The organism is Pseudomonas koreensis, assembly GCF_012986595.1.
In the GTDB taxonomy this organism is placed as follows: Bacteria; Pseudomonadota; Gammaproteobacteria; order Pseudomonadales; family Pseudomonadaceae; genus Aquipseudomonas; species Aquipseudomonas koreensis.
Genome location: NZ_JAAQYM010000002.1, coordinates 661,884 through 676,724, shown reverse-complemented (window position 1 = coordinate 676,724; position 14,841 = coordinate 661,884). Strand labels below are relative to the sequence as shown.

Here is a 14,841-nt window from a genome sequence, read left to right as displayed (position 1 = left end):
GGTTTGCAGACAGCCATGTCGAATCCATTCCTTCAGGATGTTCTTCATGGCTCGCCCCGCTTATCGTCTGTTGGCCCATTCGTTATGGGATTTGATCCCCATCGCCTTGGGCCTGGCCCATTTCGCTTTTGTCCTGTGGCTGGTTTCGGCTTTCCACGACCTTTCCTGGTGGGCCTTCGTGCCGCTGGCGCTGGGCTATGCGATCAGCCTGTCGTGGAGCATCAACAGTATTTCCCACAACCAGATTCACAACGCCTACTTCACCCCGGCGTGGCTGAACCGGGCGTTCGATCTGCTGCTGTCGGTGACCATCGGTTTTTCGCAAACCCTCTATCGCGATATCCATAACCGCCATCACCGCGGCAATTCGGACCGGCCGGGGCCGGACGGCAAGACCATTGATCCGCTGTCGATTTATCAACGCGGCAAGCACGGTCAGCCGGAGAATCCCTGGGCTTATACCTTCCTGAGTTTTTTCCGCGACGATCCCAAACCGATCTACACCGAGATGCGCCGCAAACGGCCGAAGGACGCGCGTTGGGTTCAGGTGGAAATCTATGTGACGGTTGCGTTTTATCTGCTGCTGGCGGTGTTCGACTGGCAGGCGGTGCTGGTGCTGCTGCCGTTCTGGTATCTGGGGCAGGCGTTGTCGTCGCTCAACGGTTACTACGAACATTTTGGCGGCAATCCGGACTTGCCGATGGCCTGGGGCGTGAGTGCCTACAGCCCGCTGTACAACCTGCTGTGGATGAACAACGGCTATCACGCCGAGCACCACTACCGGCCGAAAATGCACTGGACGCAGGTCAAGGCCTATCACCGGCAGATCGCCCGGCAACAGCAGGAGGCGGGGGTGAAGGATATTCCGCTGGCGCACGGATTGGGGTTTCTGCTGAACCACCCAAAGCCTGACGCCTGACCGATTTGTGTAGGAGCTGCCGCAGGCGTTTTTCAAGATCAAAAGATCGCAGCCTGCGGCAGCTCCTACAGGAGGGCGGTGATGCTGGTCTGTTTTTGTAGGAGCTGCCGAAGGCTGCGATCTTTGTTTTTCAAGATCAAAAGATCGCAGCCTGCGGCAGCTCCTACAGGAGGGCGGTGATGCTGGTCTGTTTTTGTAGGAGCTGCCGAAGGCTGCGATCTTTGTTTTTCAAGATCAAGAGATCGCAGCCTGCGGCAGCTCCTACAGGGGGGCAGTGATGCTGGTCTGTTTTTGTAGGAGCTGCCGAAGGCTGCGATCTTTGTTTTTCAAGATCAAAAGATTGCAGCCTGCGGCAGCGCCTGCACAGGGATTTTCAGTGTTCTTCGCCTTCGGCAAGCAAGGCAATCCCGCCCATGATCACCGCCACGCCAACCCAGTGCAGCAGGCTGATCTGCTCGCCCAGGCCCAGCCACGACCCCAGCAGCACACCGACAAACACCAGCGAACTCAGCGGAAACGCCAGTGACAGACTGCTGCGGCGCAGGATCAGCATCCAGACAAAAAACGCGCCGATGTAGCAGGCAATCGCCACCCACACGCCGGGCGTCATGACGATGCCTTGCAGCCATTGCAGGCTGAAGTCCATCTGCCCCAGTTGATCGCCGCCGACCTTGCTCGCGATCTGTCCGCCACTTTCCAGAATGATCAACAGCGCCCACAGCACGATGGTGCCCAGGCGCCCGTGTAGCCAATGCATTGCGTCGTTCCTTTGCAGTTCCAGGCGAACTTCAGACATGGCCGGCACACACGAGCATCACGCCCGCCGTAATCACCAGCGTGCCCAGCCAGCGCCGCCGGCTGACGGTTTCACCAAGCACCAGTTTGCCCGCCAGCACCACGCCGCAATAAGCCAGCGCCGCCGCCGGAAACAGCAGGCTCAGCGGTGCCCGCGACAGGGCGCCGAGCCAGACGAAAAACTCGATGGCGTAAGCGCCGATCCCGGCCCACAGCAGTGGCGCGTTGAACACCTGCCCCCAGAACACCTGAAGGCGAAAACCACCTTCCAGTTCCGGCAGTCGATCCAGGCCCAGTTTGAAACAGAGCTGGCCGATCACATCCAGAACAATCGACAGGGCCACCAGCACAATCACGGTAAGCGTCATGGAAACAACTCCTCGAACAGCTCTATCAAGGCTTGATTGGTCGTCGAATTGCGCAGGATATCGGCGTCGCTCCAGCGCCCGGCCGGCGGCTGGTCGGTCTTCGCCTCCCAGCGTTTGAGCAGGTTGCTGAAGGCCGGGCGGGCGTATTCGCCGCAGATGTCGATGCCGATGATCCGCTTGCTCGCCGCCAGGGCGCGCAGGGCCTGGAGCATATGGCTCAGGCGCATGCCGCCCTGATCCCAATTGGTGGCGGCGTCTTCGCTGGCGAGCACGTCCTTGTCGATGGTGATCCACACCGCATCGGTGGGCAGGCTGGCGATCAGGTTGTCGAGGAACAGGCTCCAGTCCACTTCGGACAAATTGCGCCAGTGCAGCATGTTTTCCTGCTGCTCATGGCCGGCGCCGTCGCCGACCCGTCCCCAGACTCTGGAAGGCGCGTGCTGCCACGGAAACAACTGTAGAACCCCGCGTCTGAGGGCTGCGAGGTTGCCGCCCTTGAGCTGTGGATTCTGCAGGTCATCGCTGCACGGGCCCAGGGTGACGATGCGGCGGATGTTCGGCAGTTTCAGCGCCTGATTGACCCAGGAACCACAATGCCGACGCGGCGCGAAACGCACCCAGTCGGGGTGATTGTCGAAGTGGATCAGGCTGACCGGCTCGGGCAGGTCGGTGAGAAACGCCGGGGTCAGGTGGTGATAATCACCGGAGCCGACGAAGAAGATTTCCGGCGTCGGGCCGGTATGCCGTGGCCGTTGCTGCAAGCGTTCGGCGAAACGCCGCCAGGTGCGTTCGCTGGACCAGAGCCTGAGTTTCGGGCCGAGGTCGAGCAGGTCCAGGCGGCGGGCGCGGCCACTGTCGAGCAGTCGCGCAATGGGCGCCTGGGCAGTCAGGCTGTGGTCGAGATCTAAAATGTTCAAGGTCGCTATTCACCCTTGGCAGACCCTGCCAGACACCGGCCTCATCGATCATGAGCGCCAGCCGGGCAGGGCTTTGGGGGTAAATGCAAGGGGCGGGCCAGCGTCTGGCTCAGGCGTGCAGGCGCACCCACACCGTGACCAGCACGGTCGCGGCGATCAACCACGCCACAACCGCCACCGCGAGTGACGCCTCCAGCCGCATGCGGTCGACCATCACGTACAGCGTCGTCAGGTAGATGAAGTACGGAATGATCGACCACATGCCGAACACGATGGTCGCCTTCAGATCGTCGATCGAGCGGCTCTTGCCGACGATGTAATGGGCGATCAGGGCAAAGGTCGGAAACAGCGGCACCAGCCCGGCGATGTAATAGTTTCGGGTCTTCGACAGTGCGGCGAGGATCACCACCACTGCCGCGCCGAGTGCTGCTTTGAGAATCAGATCCATCAGTGGCTCAACCCGTATTTTTTCACTTTGTCGAACAGCGTGGTCTTGGCCATGCCCAGTTCCAGGCTGGCCTGGGTCAGGTTGCCGCCGCTGCGCTGCAAGGCATCGCTGAGCAGGTTGCGCTCGAACGCTTCCACCGCTTCGGCAAACGCCAGGCCCTGGCCGCCACTGCTGGCGCCGGACTTCTTGAACGCCGGCAGGCCGAGGGCGAAGCGTTCGGCGACGTTGCGAAGTTCACGCACGTTGCCCGGCCAGTCGTGGCTCATCAGGTTCGACAGGGTCTGGTTGTCCAGCTCCGGCAGCACCCGGTCAAAACGCAGCGCCGACTGCTGGGTGAAGTGTTCGAACAGTTGCAGGATGTCTTCGCGCCGCTCGCGCAGTGGCGGCAGTTCCAGCGTCACCACGTTGAGGCGGTAGTACAAGTCGCTGCGGAATTCGCCGGCCTTGCTCGCGTCGTCGAGGTCGGACTTGGTCGCTGCAATCACTCGGCAGTCCACCGCCACACTCTGGTTCGAACCGAGGCGTTCGAGGGTGCGCTCCTGCAACACGCGCAGCAGTTTGATCTGCAGCGGCAGCGGCATGCTTTCCACTTCGTCGAGGAACAGCGTGCCGCCGTCGGCGTGTTCGATCTTGCCGATGCGCCGCTTGCCGGCGCCGGTGAAGGCGTTGGCCTCGTGGCCGAAGATCTCGCTCTCGAAGAGGTTTTCCGGCAGGCCGCCGCAGTTCAGCGCGACGAACTGCTTGGTGTGCCGGCGGCTGAAGTCGTGCAGGCAGCGCGCGACCAGTTCCTTGCCGGTGCCGGTCTCACCTTCGATCAGCACGTTGGCCGAGGTGTCGGCGACGTTGGCGATCAGCTCGCGCAGGTTCTGCATGGCGGGTGAGCGACCGATGATCCGCCCTTCGAGGGAATCGCGTTCGGCCAGTTGTCGGCGCAGCGAGGAGACTTCCCGGGCGAGGCTGCGTTGCTCCAGCGCACGCCGGGCGACGTCCACCAGACGCTCCGGCGAGAAGGGTTTCTCCATGAAGTCGTAGGCGCCTTTCTGCATCGCGCCGACCGCCATGGAAATGTCGCCGTGGCCGGTGATCAGCACCACCGGCAGGCTGCGGTCGCGTTGCTTGAGGCGGGTCAGCAGTTCCAGGCCATCGATGCCCGGCAGGCGGATGTCGCTGATGACGATCCCGGCAAAGTTGTCGCCGACCTGCTCCAGCGCTTCTTCGGCACTGCCGACGCCGATGCAGGGAATGTCTTCGAGGGTCAGCGCCTGCTGGCAGCCGAGCAGCACATGGGGGTCGTCTTCGACGATCAGCACACTAAGGTCGTGGTTCATATTGGCTCGGCAGGAGTAGGGCTTACCAACGGTAAACTGAGGACGAAGGTGGTGCCACCGTTGGCCGGGTGTTCGACACCCAGGTGCCCGCCGGTGGCGGCAGCGAGACTGGCGGAAAGGGTCAGGCCGAGGCCCAGGCCCTGCTCACCGGGTTTGGTGGTGAAGAACGGCTCGAACAGATGCTTGCGCGCCTCGGCATCGACACCGTGACCGTTGTCGCGCACCCGCAGGCGATATTTACCGTTGAATTCTTCGCCCTCCAGCCACAGTTCCGGCTGTGGCTGCGCCTGCATGGCGTCGAGGGCGTTGCCGATCAGGTTGACCAGAATCTGTTCGAGGCGGGTCTGGTCGATCTGTACCTGCACGTCGCTGAACTGGCGGTGCAGTTGCAGCGCCATGCTGTCCACCCGCGCACCGAGCAATTGCAGCGCCGCCTCCACCGCTTTGCCGAGACTGGCCTGACCCTTGTCGTCACCGCGGCGGGCGAACGAGCGCAGGCTGGCGGTGATCCGGCCCATGCGGTCGATCAGGTCGTTGATGGTCTTGAGGTTGGTGCTGGCGACGTCGAGCTGACCGCGCTCAAGGAAGCGGATGGTATTGCCCGACAGCGTGCGCATCGCCGCCAGCGGCTGGTTCAGCTCGTGGGCGATGCTCGTCGACATCTGGCCGATGGCCGCGAGTTTGCCGGCCTGCACCAGTTCGTCCTGGGCGCGACGCAGGGTTTCTTCGGCCTGCCGCCGTTCGCGGATCTGGCTCTTGAGGCGTTCGTTGCTGGCGCGTAGGTCGGTGGTGCGTTCGGTAATCCGACGCTCCAGTTGATTGTTGGCTTCCTGCAAGGCTTCGCGGGCGGCGAGGCGGGTGGCGATGACCTTGCGCCGCTCGTTCCAGGCGATCAGCAGGAACGCCACCAGGGCGAAGGCCACCGACACCAGAATCCCTTGGTTGACCGCCTCGCGGCGCAAGTCCTGCAATGGCGTGAGCAGGGTGAAATTCCACGGTGTGTCGCTCAGCGGCCGGGTTTGCGCCAGGTAGCTGATGCTGTCGTCGTCGGCGCTCAGTTCACTGTTGGCCGGGAAGGTCAGTTTCTCCACGCCCTCGGCCAGGGTTTCGCGGGCCAGTGGTTGCAGTTCGTTGAGCGGGAACCAGTAATACTGCAGGCTGCGGGCGAGTTTTTCCTTGGTTTCGTCGCTCAGCGGTACCACTGATTTCAGGCGTCGCGCGGGGTCGCTGGAGAGGATGATGATGCCGTTCTCGTCGCTGACGAAGGCCTCCAGGCGCGCCCGTTGCCAGCGTTCTTCCAGCGCTTCGAGACGCACCTTGACCACGGCGACGCCGATGATCTTGCCGTGTTCTTCCAGGCCATGGGCCAGGTAGTAGCCGGGTTCGCCGCTGGTGCTGCCGATTCCGTAGAAACGCCCGGGTTCGCCGCGCACGGCTTTCTGGAAATAGGCGCGAAAGGACAGGTCTTCCCCCAGATAACTGTCGACGTCGCGCCAGTTGCTGGTGGCCATCACGCGGCCGGTGGTGTCCATCACGTAGATGGCCCGACTGCGGCTGCGCCGGTTCAGGCCTTCAAGGTACGCATTAACCGTTTGCCGGTGTTCCGCGGTCGGGTCGGCCAGCAGTTGCGGGACACTGGTTTCCAGTTCCAGCAGGCTGGGCAGGTAGGTGTACTTGCTGATCTCGCTTTCGACCGTGCGCGCATGCAGTTCCAGCTGGCGCTGGCCGCTTTCGCTGAGGCTGCGGATGCCGAAGTGTTCACTGGTCCAGAAGCCGGCGTAACCCAGTCCGATCATCAGCACGATGATCAGCGGCGGCAGGAACAGATGGCGAATCAGACGGGGCTTCACGGCAAGTGATGGCGGCGCTGCGCGATAGAGATTGGGGTCGCATTTCATCACAGTTGCCTTGGGTCAACCAGCGCTGCCGCGGACGGCGCACTGGTTTGGTCGAGCCTGGAACCTGTGGCGAGGGAGCTTGCTCCCGCTCGACTGCGAAGCAGTCGTCAATCCATTCAATGCGGTGTTTCAGATAGATTGCATTGGCAGGTTTTGGGGCCGCTGCGCGACCCAGCGGGAGCAAGCTCCCTCGCCACAAGGGCAAATCGGTGTTGCTTTTAGTGCTGCAGGATTTTCTCGAGGAAATGCTGCGCGCGTTCGGAGCGGGCCTTGATGTCGCCGAAGAACTCCTCTTTCGGGCAGTCTTCGATGATCTTGCCGGCGTCCATGAAAATCACGCGGTCGGCCACTTTGCGGGCAAAGCCCATTTCGTGGGTCACGCACATCATGGTCATGCCTTCCTGAGCCAGTTGCACCATCACGTCGAGCACTTCGTTGACCATTTCCGGGTCGAGCGCCGAAGTCGGTTCGTCGAACAGCATGACGATCGGGTCCATCGCCAGCGCACGGGCAATCGCCACACGCTGTTGCTGACCGCCGGACAGTTGCCCCGGGTGCTTGTGGGCATGCGCCGACAAGCCGACGCGCTCGAGCAGTTGCAGACCTTTCTTGGTCGCCTCTTCCTTGCTGCGGCCCAGCACCTTGATCTGCGCGATGGTCAGGTTTTCGGTGATGGTCAGGTGCGGGAACAGTTCGAAATGCTGGAACACCATGCCGACGCGCGAGCGCAGTTTCGGCAGGTTGGTCTTGGAGTCGGCAATCGAGGTGCCGTCGACGACGATGTCGCCTTTCTGGAACGGCTCCAGCGCGTTGACGCACTTGATCAGGGTCGACTTGCCGGAACCCGACGGGCCGCAGACCACGATCACTTCGCCTTTCTTGACCTCGGTGCTGCAATCAGTCAGCACCTGGAAGTCCCCATACCACTTGTTGATGTTTTTGATAGAGATCATACGGCGAACCTTTTTTGCAGACGCTTGACCAGCAGCGAGGCGGAAAAGCTGATGATGAAGTAGACGACACCGGCGAAGATCAGGAACTCGTTGGAACGACCGATGATGTCGCCGCTGGAGCGGGCGGAGTTGAGGAAGTCCACCAGGCCCACGGTGTAGACCAGCGAGGTGTCCTGGAACAGGATGATCGACTGTTGCAGCAGCAACGGGGTCATCTTGCGGAACGCCTGGGGCAGGATGATCAGACGCATGGTCTGGCCATAGGTCATGCCCATCGCTTGCGCGGCGGCCATCTGGCCTTTGGGGATTGACTGCACGCCGGCCCGGACGATTTCACAGAAGTACGCGGCTTCGAACATCATGAAGGCCACGACGCAGGAGGTGAACGCGCCGATCGGGGTGTCTTCGCCGGTGATCCAGCGCAGCACGAACGGCACCGCCAGGTAGAACCAGGTGATCACCAGCAGCAGCGGGATCGAGCGGAAGTAGTTCACATAGGCGCCGGCCACGCGTGACAGCAGTTTGCTGGACGACAAGCGCATCAGCGCGAGGATGGTCCCCAGCACGATGCCGCCGACCACGCCCATGACCATCAACTGCAGGGTCATGACCATGCCGTTCCACAGGCCCGGGATCGCGGGGATGATGCCGCTGAAATCGAAGTCCATTATTTACCCCCCACGGAGATCAGGCCGGGCACTGCGACTTTCTTCTCGACCAGGCGCATCAGCAGCATCAGGCTCATGTTCAGGGTGAAGTAGATCAGCGTGGCCAGGGTGAAGGCTTCAAACAGGTTGGCCGAAAATTCGGCGGTCTGTTTGGTTTGCGCCAGCAGTTCCATCAGGCCGATCAGGGACGCCACGGAGGAGTTCTTGAAGACGTTGAGGAATTCCGAGGTCAGCGGCGGAATGATGATGCGGTAGGCCTGGGGCAGCAGCACGTTCCAGTAGATCTGCGGCAGCTTGAAACCCATGGCGCGAGCGGCAGATTCCTGGCCGCGTGGCAGCGCCTGGATGCCGGTGCGCACTTGTTCACAGACGCGAGCGGCGGTGAACAGGCCCAGGCACACGACGACGCTCAGGTAGGCCGAGGTGGTCGGGTTCAGATCCTGTTTGTACCAGTCCTGCAGGTTTTGCGGCAGCAGATCGGGCACCAGGAAGTACCAGATAAACAGCTGAACCAGCAGCGGCACATTGCGAAACAGTTCCACGTAGCAGGTCGCGATGCCCGATACGAGGCGGCTCGGCACCGTGCGCATGACCCCCAGAATGGAGCCCAGCAGCAAGGCGATGATCCATGCCACGACGGCGATGGCAATGGTCCAGCCCAGACCGGAAATGAACCAGTCGAGATAAGTCTCGCTGCCCACGCCGGTGGACTTGAAGAACACGCCCCAGTCCCAGTTGTAATTCATTAGGGTCTCCCCTCGAAATCGATCGATGTACAAGCACCCGCTTGGGGAAGATCCTTTCCCGTCCGACGTTGAACGCCGGGCACACGCGATCGGCTCGGAAACCGCCAGGTCGAGTGTTCCACAGTAAAGCCAGCAGGTAGTAACAGACGCCTGAGGGAGGGTGGCTCCCTCAGGCGATAAGGTTAGTCAGGAATCAGATTTTTACGTCAGGCGCCGGCTTGTCGCTCGGGTTGGCGATCAGCTCTTTGACCTTGTCGCTCATCGGGAAGTTGAGGTTCAGGCCTTTTGGCGGAATCGCGCTTTCGAACCACTTGCTGTAGATCTTGTTGATCTCGCCGGACTTGTACAGGCCAACGATGGCGTCATCGACAGCTTTCTTGAAGGCCGGGTCGTCTTTGCGAACCATGCACGCATAGGCTTCGAAGGACTGCGGCGTACCGGTGATGACCCAGTCGTCCGGCTTCTTGGCCTTGGCTTCTTCGCCAGCCAGCAGGGCGTCGTCCATCATGAAGGCAACGGCGCGGCCGCTTTCCAGCATGTTGAAGGATTCGCCGTGGTCTTTGGCGGAGATGATGTTCATGCCCATCTGCTTGTCGGCGTTCATCGCTTTGATGATGCGCTCGGACGTGGTGCCGGCGGTGGTCACGACGTTTTTGCCTTTCAGGTCGGCAAAGTCCTTGTAGGACGGGTTGCCATCCTTGTCTTTCTTGACCAGCAGACGGGTGCCGATTTCGAAGATGTTGACGGTGAAGTCGACTTGCTGGGCGCGTTCGGCGTTGTTGGTGGTGGAGCCGCACTCGATATCCGCGGTGCCGTTCTGGATCAGCGGGATACGGGTTTGCGAAGTCACCAGGTTGTACTTGACCTGCAAGTTTGGCTTGTTCAGGTCTTTTTTCAGGGCTTCAACGATGGCCACTTGAATGTCGTGGGAGTAGCCCACGGGTTTGCCGGAAGCATCCGCGATGTAGGAAAACGGGATGGAGCTGTCGCGGTGAGCGAGCGTGATGGTGCCGGAATCGTTGATTTTCTTCAGGGTGCCGGTGAGTTCGGCGGCGAAAACTGGTGTGCTGATCAGAGCGGCAGCAATGGCTGCGCCCAGGATATGGGGAACGATGCGCATCAAATTTTCCTCGAATTGTTTTTTTTATGGAGCCAGTTCGTCGGCCCTTTTGTGCTTCGAATGCCTGACGGCTCCTGAAGTGTTGGCACGGCAGGCATTCGTCGAGAGAGTGTAGAGCATGAGTCGTGCCAGACCAGTTGTAGAAGGTTAACTGTTTGATTTTTAAGGGTATTAAAGTTTTGTGTCGATGTTTTTGGCTGAAACTGATCCGGTTATCCGAATTGACCGGGAGGTCGCGTTCGGAAAACCGAACGTTGTTTTGCCGGTTGTTTCCGGCACGACGATCTTTGTGGCGAGGGAGCTTGCTCCCGTTGGACTGCGCAGCAGGCCCGCTTTTATGAGCGGGGCCGTTACGCGAGCCCGCGTGCGCAAGTGCCCTTGCCACCGATTCAGCGTCCGGCGCGGATAAAAAAAAGCCCCTGAATCTCACAATTCAGGGGCTTTCGATCAAGCGATGTTCAGATCAGGCCGCTTCAATCTTGCGATTCTGCTCGACCTTGCCCAGGTAAGCCGCCAGCTTCTCCTGCTCGACCGGGGTGGTGAACAGGCCCAGTTTGCTGCGACGCCACAGGATGTCGTGGGCAGTGGTGGCCCATTCTTCGCTGCACAGGTAATCGACTTCACGGGTGTAGAGCCCGCCGCCGATGTGCTCGCCCATTTCTGCCAGGGTTTCCACGCCTTCGAGCATGCGCCAGCTGCGGCTGCCGTAGGTGGTGGCCCAGCGGCGGGCGATTTCGCTCGGCACGAAGTCGAACTTGTCGCGAATCTGCGCGCTCAAGGCCTGCGGGGTGGTCATGTCTTCGCCGCCGGGCAGGGTGGCGGTTGCCGTCCAGCTCGGGCGCATCTGGGTGAAGAATGGCAGCAGTTGCGCCATCGCCGATTCAGCCAGTTTGCGGTAAGTGGTCAGTTTGCCGCCGAACACCGACAGCAGCGGTGCCTCTTCGCCGCCACCGGACAACGCCAGGGTGTAATCGCGGGTCACGGCCGAAGGGTTGTCGGATTCGTCATTGCACAGCGGACGCACGCCCGAGTAGCTGTGCTGGATGTCGTCGCGGCTGATCTGCTTCTTGAAGTGGGCATTGACCACTTTGAGCAGGTAATCGGTTTCGCCGTCGGTAATCGCCACTTTGGCCGGGTCGCCGGTGTATTCGCGGTCAGTGGTGCCGATCAGGGTGAAGTGATTCAGGTACGGAATGGTGAAAACGATGCGCTGATCTTCGTTTTGCAGGATGTGCGCGTGTTCACCTTCGTACAGTTTCGGCACGATGATGTGGCTGCCCTGGATCAGGCGGATGCCGTACGGCGATTCCATCTTCAGGTCGTCACGTATGAACTTGGCGACCCACGGGCCGGCCGCGTTCACCAGCGCTTTGGCGGTGATCGAAAACAGGCTGCCGTCGGCACGTTCCAGGTTCAGGTGCCACAGGCCCTTGGCGCGGCGGGCGCTGACGCAACGGGTCTGGGTGTGCACATGGGCGCCTTGTTCCCGGGCGGCCATGGCGTTCAGGACCACGAGACGGGCGTCATCGACCCAGCAATCGGAGTATTCGAAGCCCTTGGTGATTTCACTTTTCAGCGCGCTGTCGGCACCGAACTTCAGGCTTTTCGAACCCGGCAGTTTTTCGCGCTTGCCGAGGTTGTCATACAGGAACAGGCCGGCGCGGATCATCCACGCCGGACGCAGGTGCGGACGGTGCGGCAGCACGAAGCGCATCGGCTTGACGATGTGCGGCGCCTTGGCCAGCAGCACTTCGCGCTCGGCCAGTGCTTCACGCACCAGACGGAATTCGTAATGTTCAAGGTAGCGCAGGCCACCATGGATCAGCTTGCTGCTAGCCGACGAGGTGTGGCTGGCCAAGTCATCCTTTTCGCAAAGGAACACCGAGAGACCGCGACCGGCGGCATCCGCTGCGATCCCCACGCCATTGATCCCGCCGCCAATTACGGCAACGTCGTAGATCTCGGAGATAGGGGGCGTACGCAAGGTAGATGTGGACATCGGCTGGCCTCGGGCTCTTTTGATTTTCTGTCTTGGAAATCGAACATTAATGTTCATTTGCGAAAATGGTAGCCCATAAAGACGCGCACAGCCAGTCAACTTCGATTGAAAAAACTCATCGAAGGGCAGTTAAAAGAAAATTTCCGAACATTTTGAGGCGGGGGATGTTTTTTGTGGCGAGGGAGCTTGCTCCCGCTCGGCGTCGCAGCCGTCGTGAATCCGGTGCGCAAGGCGTGGCTGGATGAATTAGGTTGGATGGTTTTGGGGCCGCTTCGCAGCCCAGCGGGAGCAAGCTCCCTCGCCACAGGGGAGCTGCGCCAAGTAGGGTTTAAACGACTTCCAGGCGAATCTTGTGCTGACTCAACAACTGCGCCAATGCCGGTACCGGCTGCTGGTCGGTGACCAGGCAATCGATCAGGCTGATCGGGCCGAGGCGGATCATCGCGTTACGCCCGAACTTGCTCGAATCCGCCGCCAGAATCACCTGCCGCGCATTGGCAATGATCGCCTGGGAAACGCGCACTTCCTGATAGTCGAAGTCGAGCAGGCTTCCGTCCTCGTCAATCCCGCTAATCCCCACCAGTGCAAAATCCACCTTGAACTGATTGATGAAGTCCACGCTCGCCTGACCCACCACGCCGCCGTCACGGCGTACATTGCCGCCGGTCAGCAGCACATCGAAATCATCCTTGGCGCTGAGCATCGAGGCGACGTGCAGGTTGTTGGTGATGATCTTCAGGTGATTGTGGTTGAGCAGGGCGCGGGCAATCGACTCGGTAGTCGTACCGATATTGATGAACAGCGAGGCGTGATCGGGGATCTGCGCGGCGATGGCTTCACCGATGCGTTGTTTTTCGTCGCGCATCTGGTCGGCGCGCATCGCATAGGCAGTGTTTTCGACGCTGGAATCGTAGGCCGCGCCGCCATGGTAGCGACGCAACAGATTGGCTTCCGCGAGCTGATTGATGTCGCGGCGGATGGTTTGCGGGGTAACAACGAACAGCGTGGCCATTTCCTCGATGCTCACATAGCCGCGTTCGCGGACCAGCTCGAGGATTTGTTGCTGACGGGGAGGCAGATTCATGGGGCGTCCTTTGGGCTGCCGTGCAAAATTTGCCCATGATGCCGCAGGAATCTCCTCCCTACCAGTTAGATGCCTATCTGGATCTGCAGGTTGGCTTATTCAGCGTCTTCACGTGCCCAGTCACGGGTACGGCTGACCGCTTTTTTCCAGCCTTTGTACAGCTTCTCTTTCTCCACTTCGTCCAGGCTCGGTTCGAACTCACGCTCGATCACGGCCTTGCCGCGCAGTTCGTCCAGGCTGCCCCAGAAACCGCACGCCAGACCGGCCAGGTATGCTGCACCGAGTGCCGTGGTTTCGCGCATTTGCGGGCGCTCGACCTGCGTACCGAGGATGTCGGCCTGGAACTGCATCAGGAAGTTGTTCGCCACCGCGCCGCCGTCCACGCGCAGGGCCTTGAGGCGTTCGCCGGAGTCCTGTTGCATGGCGTCGAGGACGTCGCGGGTCTGGTAGGCGATCGATTCCAGTGCGGCACGGATGATGTGATCCACGCGAACGCCGCGGGTCAGGCCGAACAGCGCGCCACGGGCATACGGGTCCCAGTACGGAGCGCCCAGGCCGGTGAACGCCGGTACCAGGTACACGCCGTTGCTGTCCTTCACTTTATTGGCGAAGTATTCGGTGTCGTGGGCGTCGTTGATGATCTTCAGTTCATCGCGCAGCCACTGCACGGTCGAACCGCCGTTGAACACCGCGCCTTCCAGGGCGTAAGCCACTTCGCCACGCGGGCCGCAAGCGATGGTGGTGAGCATGCCGTGCTGGGATTTCACCGCTTTGTCGCCGGTGTTCATCAGCAGGAAGCAACCGGTGCCGTAGGTGTTTTTCGCCTGGCCCGGCTCGACGCACATCTGGCCGAACAGTGCAGCTTGCTGGTCACCGGCGATACCGCCGATGGCGATGCCGCTCTTGGTGCGGCCGTAGATTTCCGAAGAAGCCTTCACTTCCGGGAGCATCTCGCGCGGGATGTCGAGGATTTCCAGCATCTTCGAGTCCCACTCCAGCGAGTGGATATTGAAGAGCATGGTGCGCGAGGCGTTGGTGTAGTCGGTGACGTGCACCTTGCCGCCGGTGAATTTCCAGATCAGCCAGCTATCGACGGTGCCGAACAACAGTTCGCCGTTGCGCGCACGTTCGCGGCTGCCTTCGACGTTGTCGAGGATCCACTTCAGCTTGGTGCCGGAGAAGTACGGATCGGTGACCAGGCCGGTGTTGTCGCGGATGTAGTCTTCGTGGCCATCGCGCTTGAGCTGCTGGCAGATCTCGGTGCTGCGGCGGCACTGCCAGACGATGGCGTTGTACACCGGACGACCGGTGGTCTTGTCCCAGACCACGGTGGTTTCACGCTGGTTGGTGATGCCGATGGCCGCCACCTGGTCGTGATGCAGACCGGCCTGGGCCAGTGCTTCAACCATCACCGCGCTCTGGGTGGCGAAGATTTCCATCGGGTCGTGTTCGACCCAGCCGGCTTGCGGGTAGTGCTGAGCGAATTCGCGCTGGGCGGTGCAGACCACGTTCGCGTCGCGGTCGAAAATGATCGCGCGGGAGCTGGTCGTACCCTGATCGAGGGCAATGATGTAGTTCTTATTCTGAATGTCGGTCAT

General features: G+C 61.0%; 14 protein-coding genes. 1 reads left to right on the top strand and 13 read right to left on the bottom strand.

The window, feature by feature from the left end; genetic code table 11:
* Positions 1-46: 46 nt before the first annotated feature.
* The gene (locus HBN98_RS08290) at positions 47-919 is read left to right on the top strand and encodes a fatty acid desaturase family protein (RefSeq protein WP_083368032.1); all 873 of its coding nucleotides are present in this window, start codon (positions 47-49) and stop codon (positions 917-919) included.
* A gap of 373 nt (positions 920-1,292) precedes the next feature.
* On the opposite strand, the gene HBN98_RS08285 is transcribed toward HBN98_RS08290, so the two are convergent.
* The 13 genes from HBN98_RS08285 to glpK all read right to left on the bottom strand — a co-directional run bounded on the left by HBN98_RS08285 (position 1,293) and on the right by glpK (position 14,841).
* Entirely contained in the window at positions 1,293-1,676 is a 384-nt protein-coding gene (locus tag HBN98_RS08285; RefSeq protein ID WP_128614624.1) for a DMT family transporter, read from the bottom strand.
* Between the two features lie 31 nt (positions 1,677-1,707).
* Positions 1,708-2,082 (bottom strand): DMT family transporter, encoded by a 375-nt coding sequence (locus HBN98_RS08280; protein ID WP_083368033.1) that lies wholly within the window; start codon positions 2,080-2,082, stop codon positions 1,708-1,710.
* Entirely contained in the window at positions 2,079-2,999 is a 921-nt protein-coding gene (locus HBN98_RS08275) for an arginase family protein (protein WP_083368034.1), read from the bottom strand. The genes HBN98_RS08280 and HBN98_RS08275 overlap by 4 nt, the downstream gene beginning before the upstream one ends.
* A gap of 109 nt (positions 3,000-3,108) precedes the next feature.
* Complete coding sequence (locus HBN98_RS08270) at positions 3,109-3,438, bottom strand: GlpM family protein (protein WP_169844047.1); 330 nt, start codon at positions 3,436-3,438, stop codon at positions 3,109-3,111.
* Between the two features lie 8 nt (positions 3,439-3,446).
* Positions 3,447-4,775 carry a two-component response regulator AauR gene (aauR, locus tag HBN98_RS08265; RefSeq protein ID WP_064589009.1) on the bottom strand — a complete coding sequence of 443 codons (1,329 nt, stop codon included), beginning with the start codon at positions 4,773-4,775 and terminating at the stop codon, positions 3,447-3,449.
* Positions 4,772-6,673 carry a two-component sensor histidine kinase AauS gene (aauS, locus tag HBN98_RS08260; RefSeq protein ID WP_064589008.1) on the bottom strand — a complete coding sequence of 634 codons (1,902 nt, stop codon included), beginning with the start codon at positions 6,671-6,673 and terminating at the stop codon, positions 4,772-4,774. The genes aauR and aauS overlap by 4 nt, the downstream gene beginning before the upstream one ends.
* A 218-nt stretch (positions 6,674-6,891) precedes the next feature.
* Complete coding sequence (locus HBN98_RS08255; RefSeq protein WP_064589007.1) at positions 6,892-7,626, bottom strand: amino acid ABC transporter ATP-binding protein; 735 nt, start codon at positions 7,624-7,626, stop codon at positions 6,892-6,894.
* Positions 7,623-8,294, bottom strand: coding sequence for an amino acid ABC transporter permease (locus HBN98_RS08250; RefSeq protein WP_003227756.1), 672 nt, complete (start codon positions 8,292-8,294; stop codon positions 7,623-7,625). The genes HBN98_RS08255 and HBN98_RS08250 overlap by 4 nt, the downstream gene beginning before the upstream one ends.
* Positions 8,294-9,040 carry an amino acid ABC transporter permease gene (locus tag HBN98_RS08245; protein WP_064589006.1) on the bottom strand — a complete coding sequence of 249 codons (747 nt, stop codon included), beginning with the start codon at positions 9,038-9,040 and terminating at the stop codon, positions 8,294-8,296. Before HBN98_RS08245 ends, HBN98_RS08250 begins: the two co-directional genes overlap by 1 nt.
* Before the next feature lie 193 nt (positions 9,041-9,233).
* On the bottom strand, positions 9,234-10,160 hold the full coding sequence (locus HBN98_RS08240) for a glutamate/aspartate ABC transporter substrate-binding protein (RefSeq protein WP_064589005.1): 927 nt from the start codon (positions 10,158-10,160) through the stop codon (positions 9,234-9,236).
* A 463-nt stretch (positions 10,161-10,623) separates the two neighbouring features.
* The gene (glpD, locus tag HBN98_RS08235) at positions 10,624-12,159 is read right to left on the bottom strand and encodes a glycerol-3-phosphate dehydrogenase (RefSeq protein ID WP_083368036.1); all 1,536 of its coding nucleotides are present in this window, start codon (positions 12,157-12,159) and stop codon (positions 10,624-10,626) included.
* Positions 12,160-12,487: 328 nt separating this feature from the next.
* On the bottom strand, positions 12,488-13,243 hold the full coding sequence (locus tag HBN98_RS08230) for a DeoR/GlpR family transcriptional regulator (RefSeq protein ID WP_007916700.1): 756 nt from the start codon (positions 13,241-13,243) through the stop codon (positions 12,488-12,490).
* 95 nt (positions 13,244-13,338) lie between these two features.
* On the bottom strand, positions 13,339-14,841 hold the full coding sequence (glpK, locus tag HBN98_RS08225) for a glycerol kinase GlpK (RefSeq protein WP_016986644.1): 1,503 nt from the start codon (positions 14,839-14,841) through the stop codon (positions 13,339-13,341).

What these genes read in the sequence shown, in the direction of transcription:
- HBN98_RS08250 (WP_003227756.1), bottom strand. Translation starts at nt 8,294, where the DNA reads ATGGACTTCGATTTCAGCGGCATCATCCCCGCGATCCCGGGCCTGTGG.
- glpD (WP_083368036.1), bottom strand. Translation starts at nt 12,159, where the DNA reads ATGTCCACATCTACCTTGCGTACGCCCCCTATCTCCGAGATCTACGAC.
- glpK (WP_016986644.1), bottom strand. Translation starts at nt 14,841, where the DNA reads ATGACCGACATTCAGAATAAGAACTACATCATTGCCCTCGATCAGGGT.
- HBN98_RS08255 (WP_064589007.1), bottom strand. Translation starts at nt 7,626, where the DNA reads ATGATCTCTATCAAAAACATCAACAAGTGGTATGGGGACTTCCAGGTG.
- aauS (WP_064589008.1), bottom strand. Translation starts at nt 6,673, where the DNA reads ATGAAATGCGACCCCAATCTCTATCGCGCAGCGCCGCCATCACTTGCC.
- aauR (WP_064589009.1), bottom strand. Translation starts at nt 4,775, where the DNA reads ATGAACCACGACCTTAGTGTGCTGATCGTCGAAGACGACCCCCATGTG.
- HBN98_RS08290 (WP_083368032.1), top strand. Translation starts at nt 47, where the DNA reads ATGGCTCGCCCCGCTTATCGTCTGTTGGCCCATTCGTTATGGGATTTG.
- HBN98_RS08285 (WP_128614624.1), bottom strand. Translation starts at nt 1,676, where the DNA reads ATGCATTGGCTACACGGGCGCCTGGGCACCATCGTGCTGTGGGCGCTG.
- HBN98_RS08245 (WP_064589006.1), bottom strand. Translation starts at nt 9,040, where the DNA reads ATGAATTACAACTGGGACTGGGGCGTGTTCTTCAAGTCCACCGGCGTG.
- HBN98_RS08280 (WP_083368033.1), bottom strand. Translation starts at nt 2,082, where the DNA reads ATGACGCTTACCGTGATTGTGCTGGTGGCCCTGTCGATTGTTCTGGAT.
- HBN98_RS08240 (WP_064589005.1), bottom strand. Translation starts at nt 10,160, where the DNA reads ATGCGCATCGTTCCCCATATCCTGGGCGCAGCCATTGCTGCCGCTCTG.
- HBN98_RS08230 (WP_007916700.1), bottom strand. Translation starts at nt 13,243, where the DNA reads ATGAATCTGCCTCCCCGTCAGCAACAAATCCTCGAGCTGGTCCGCGAA.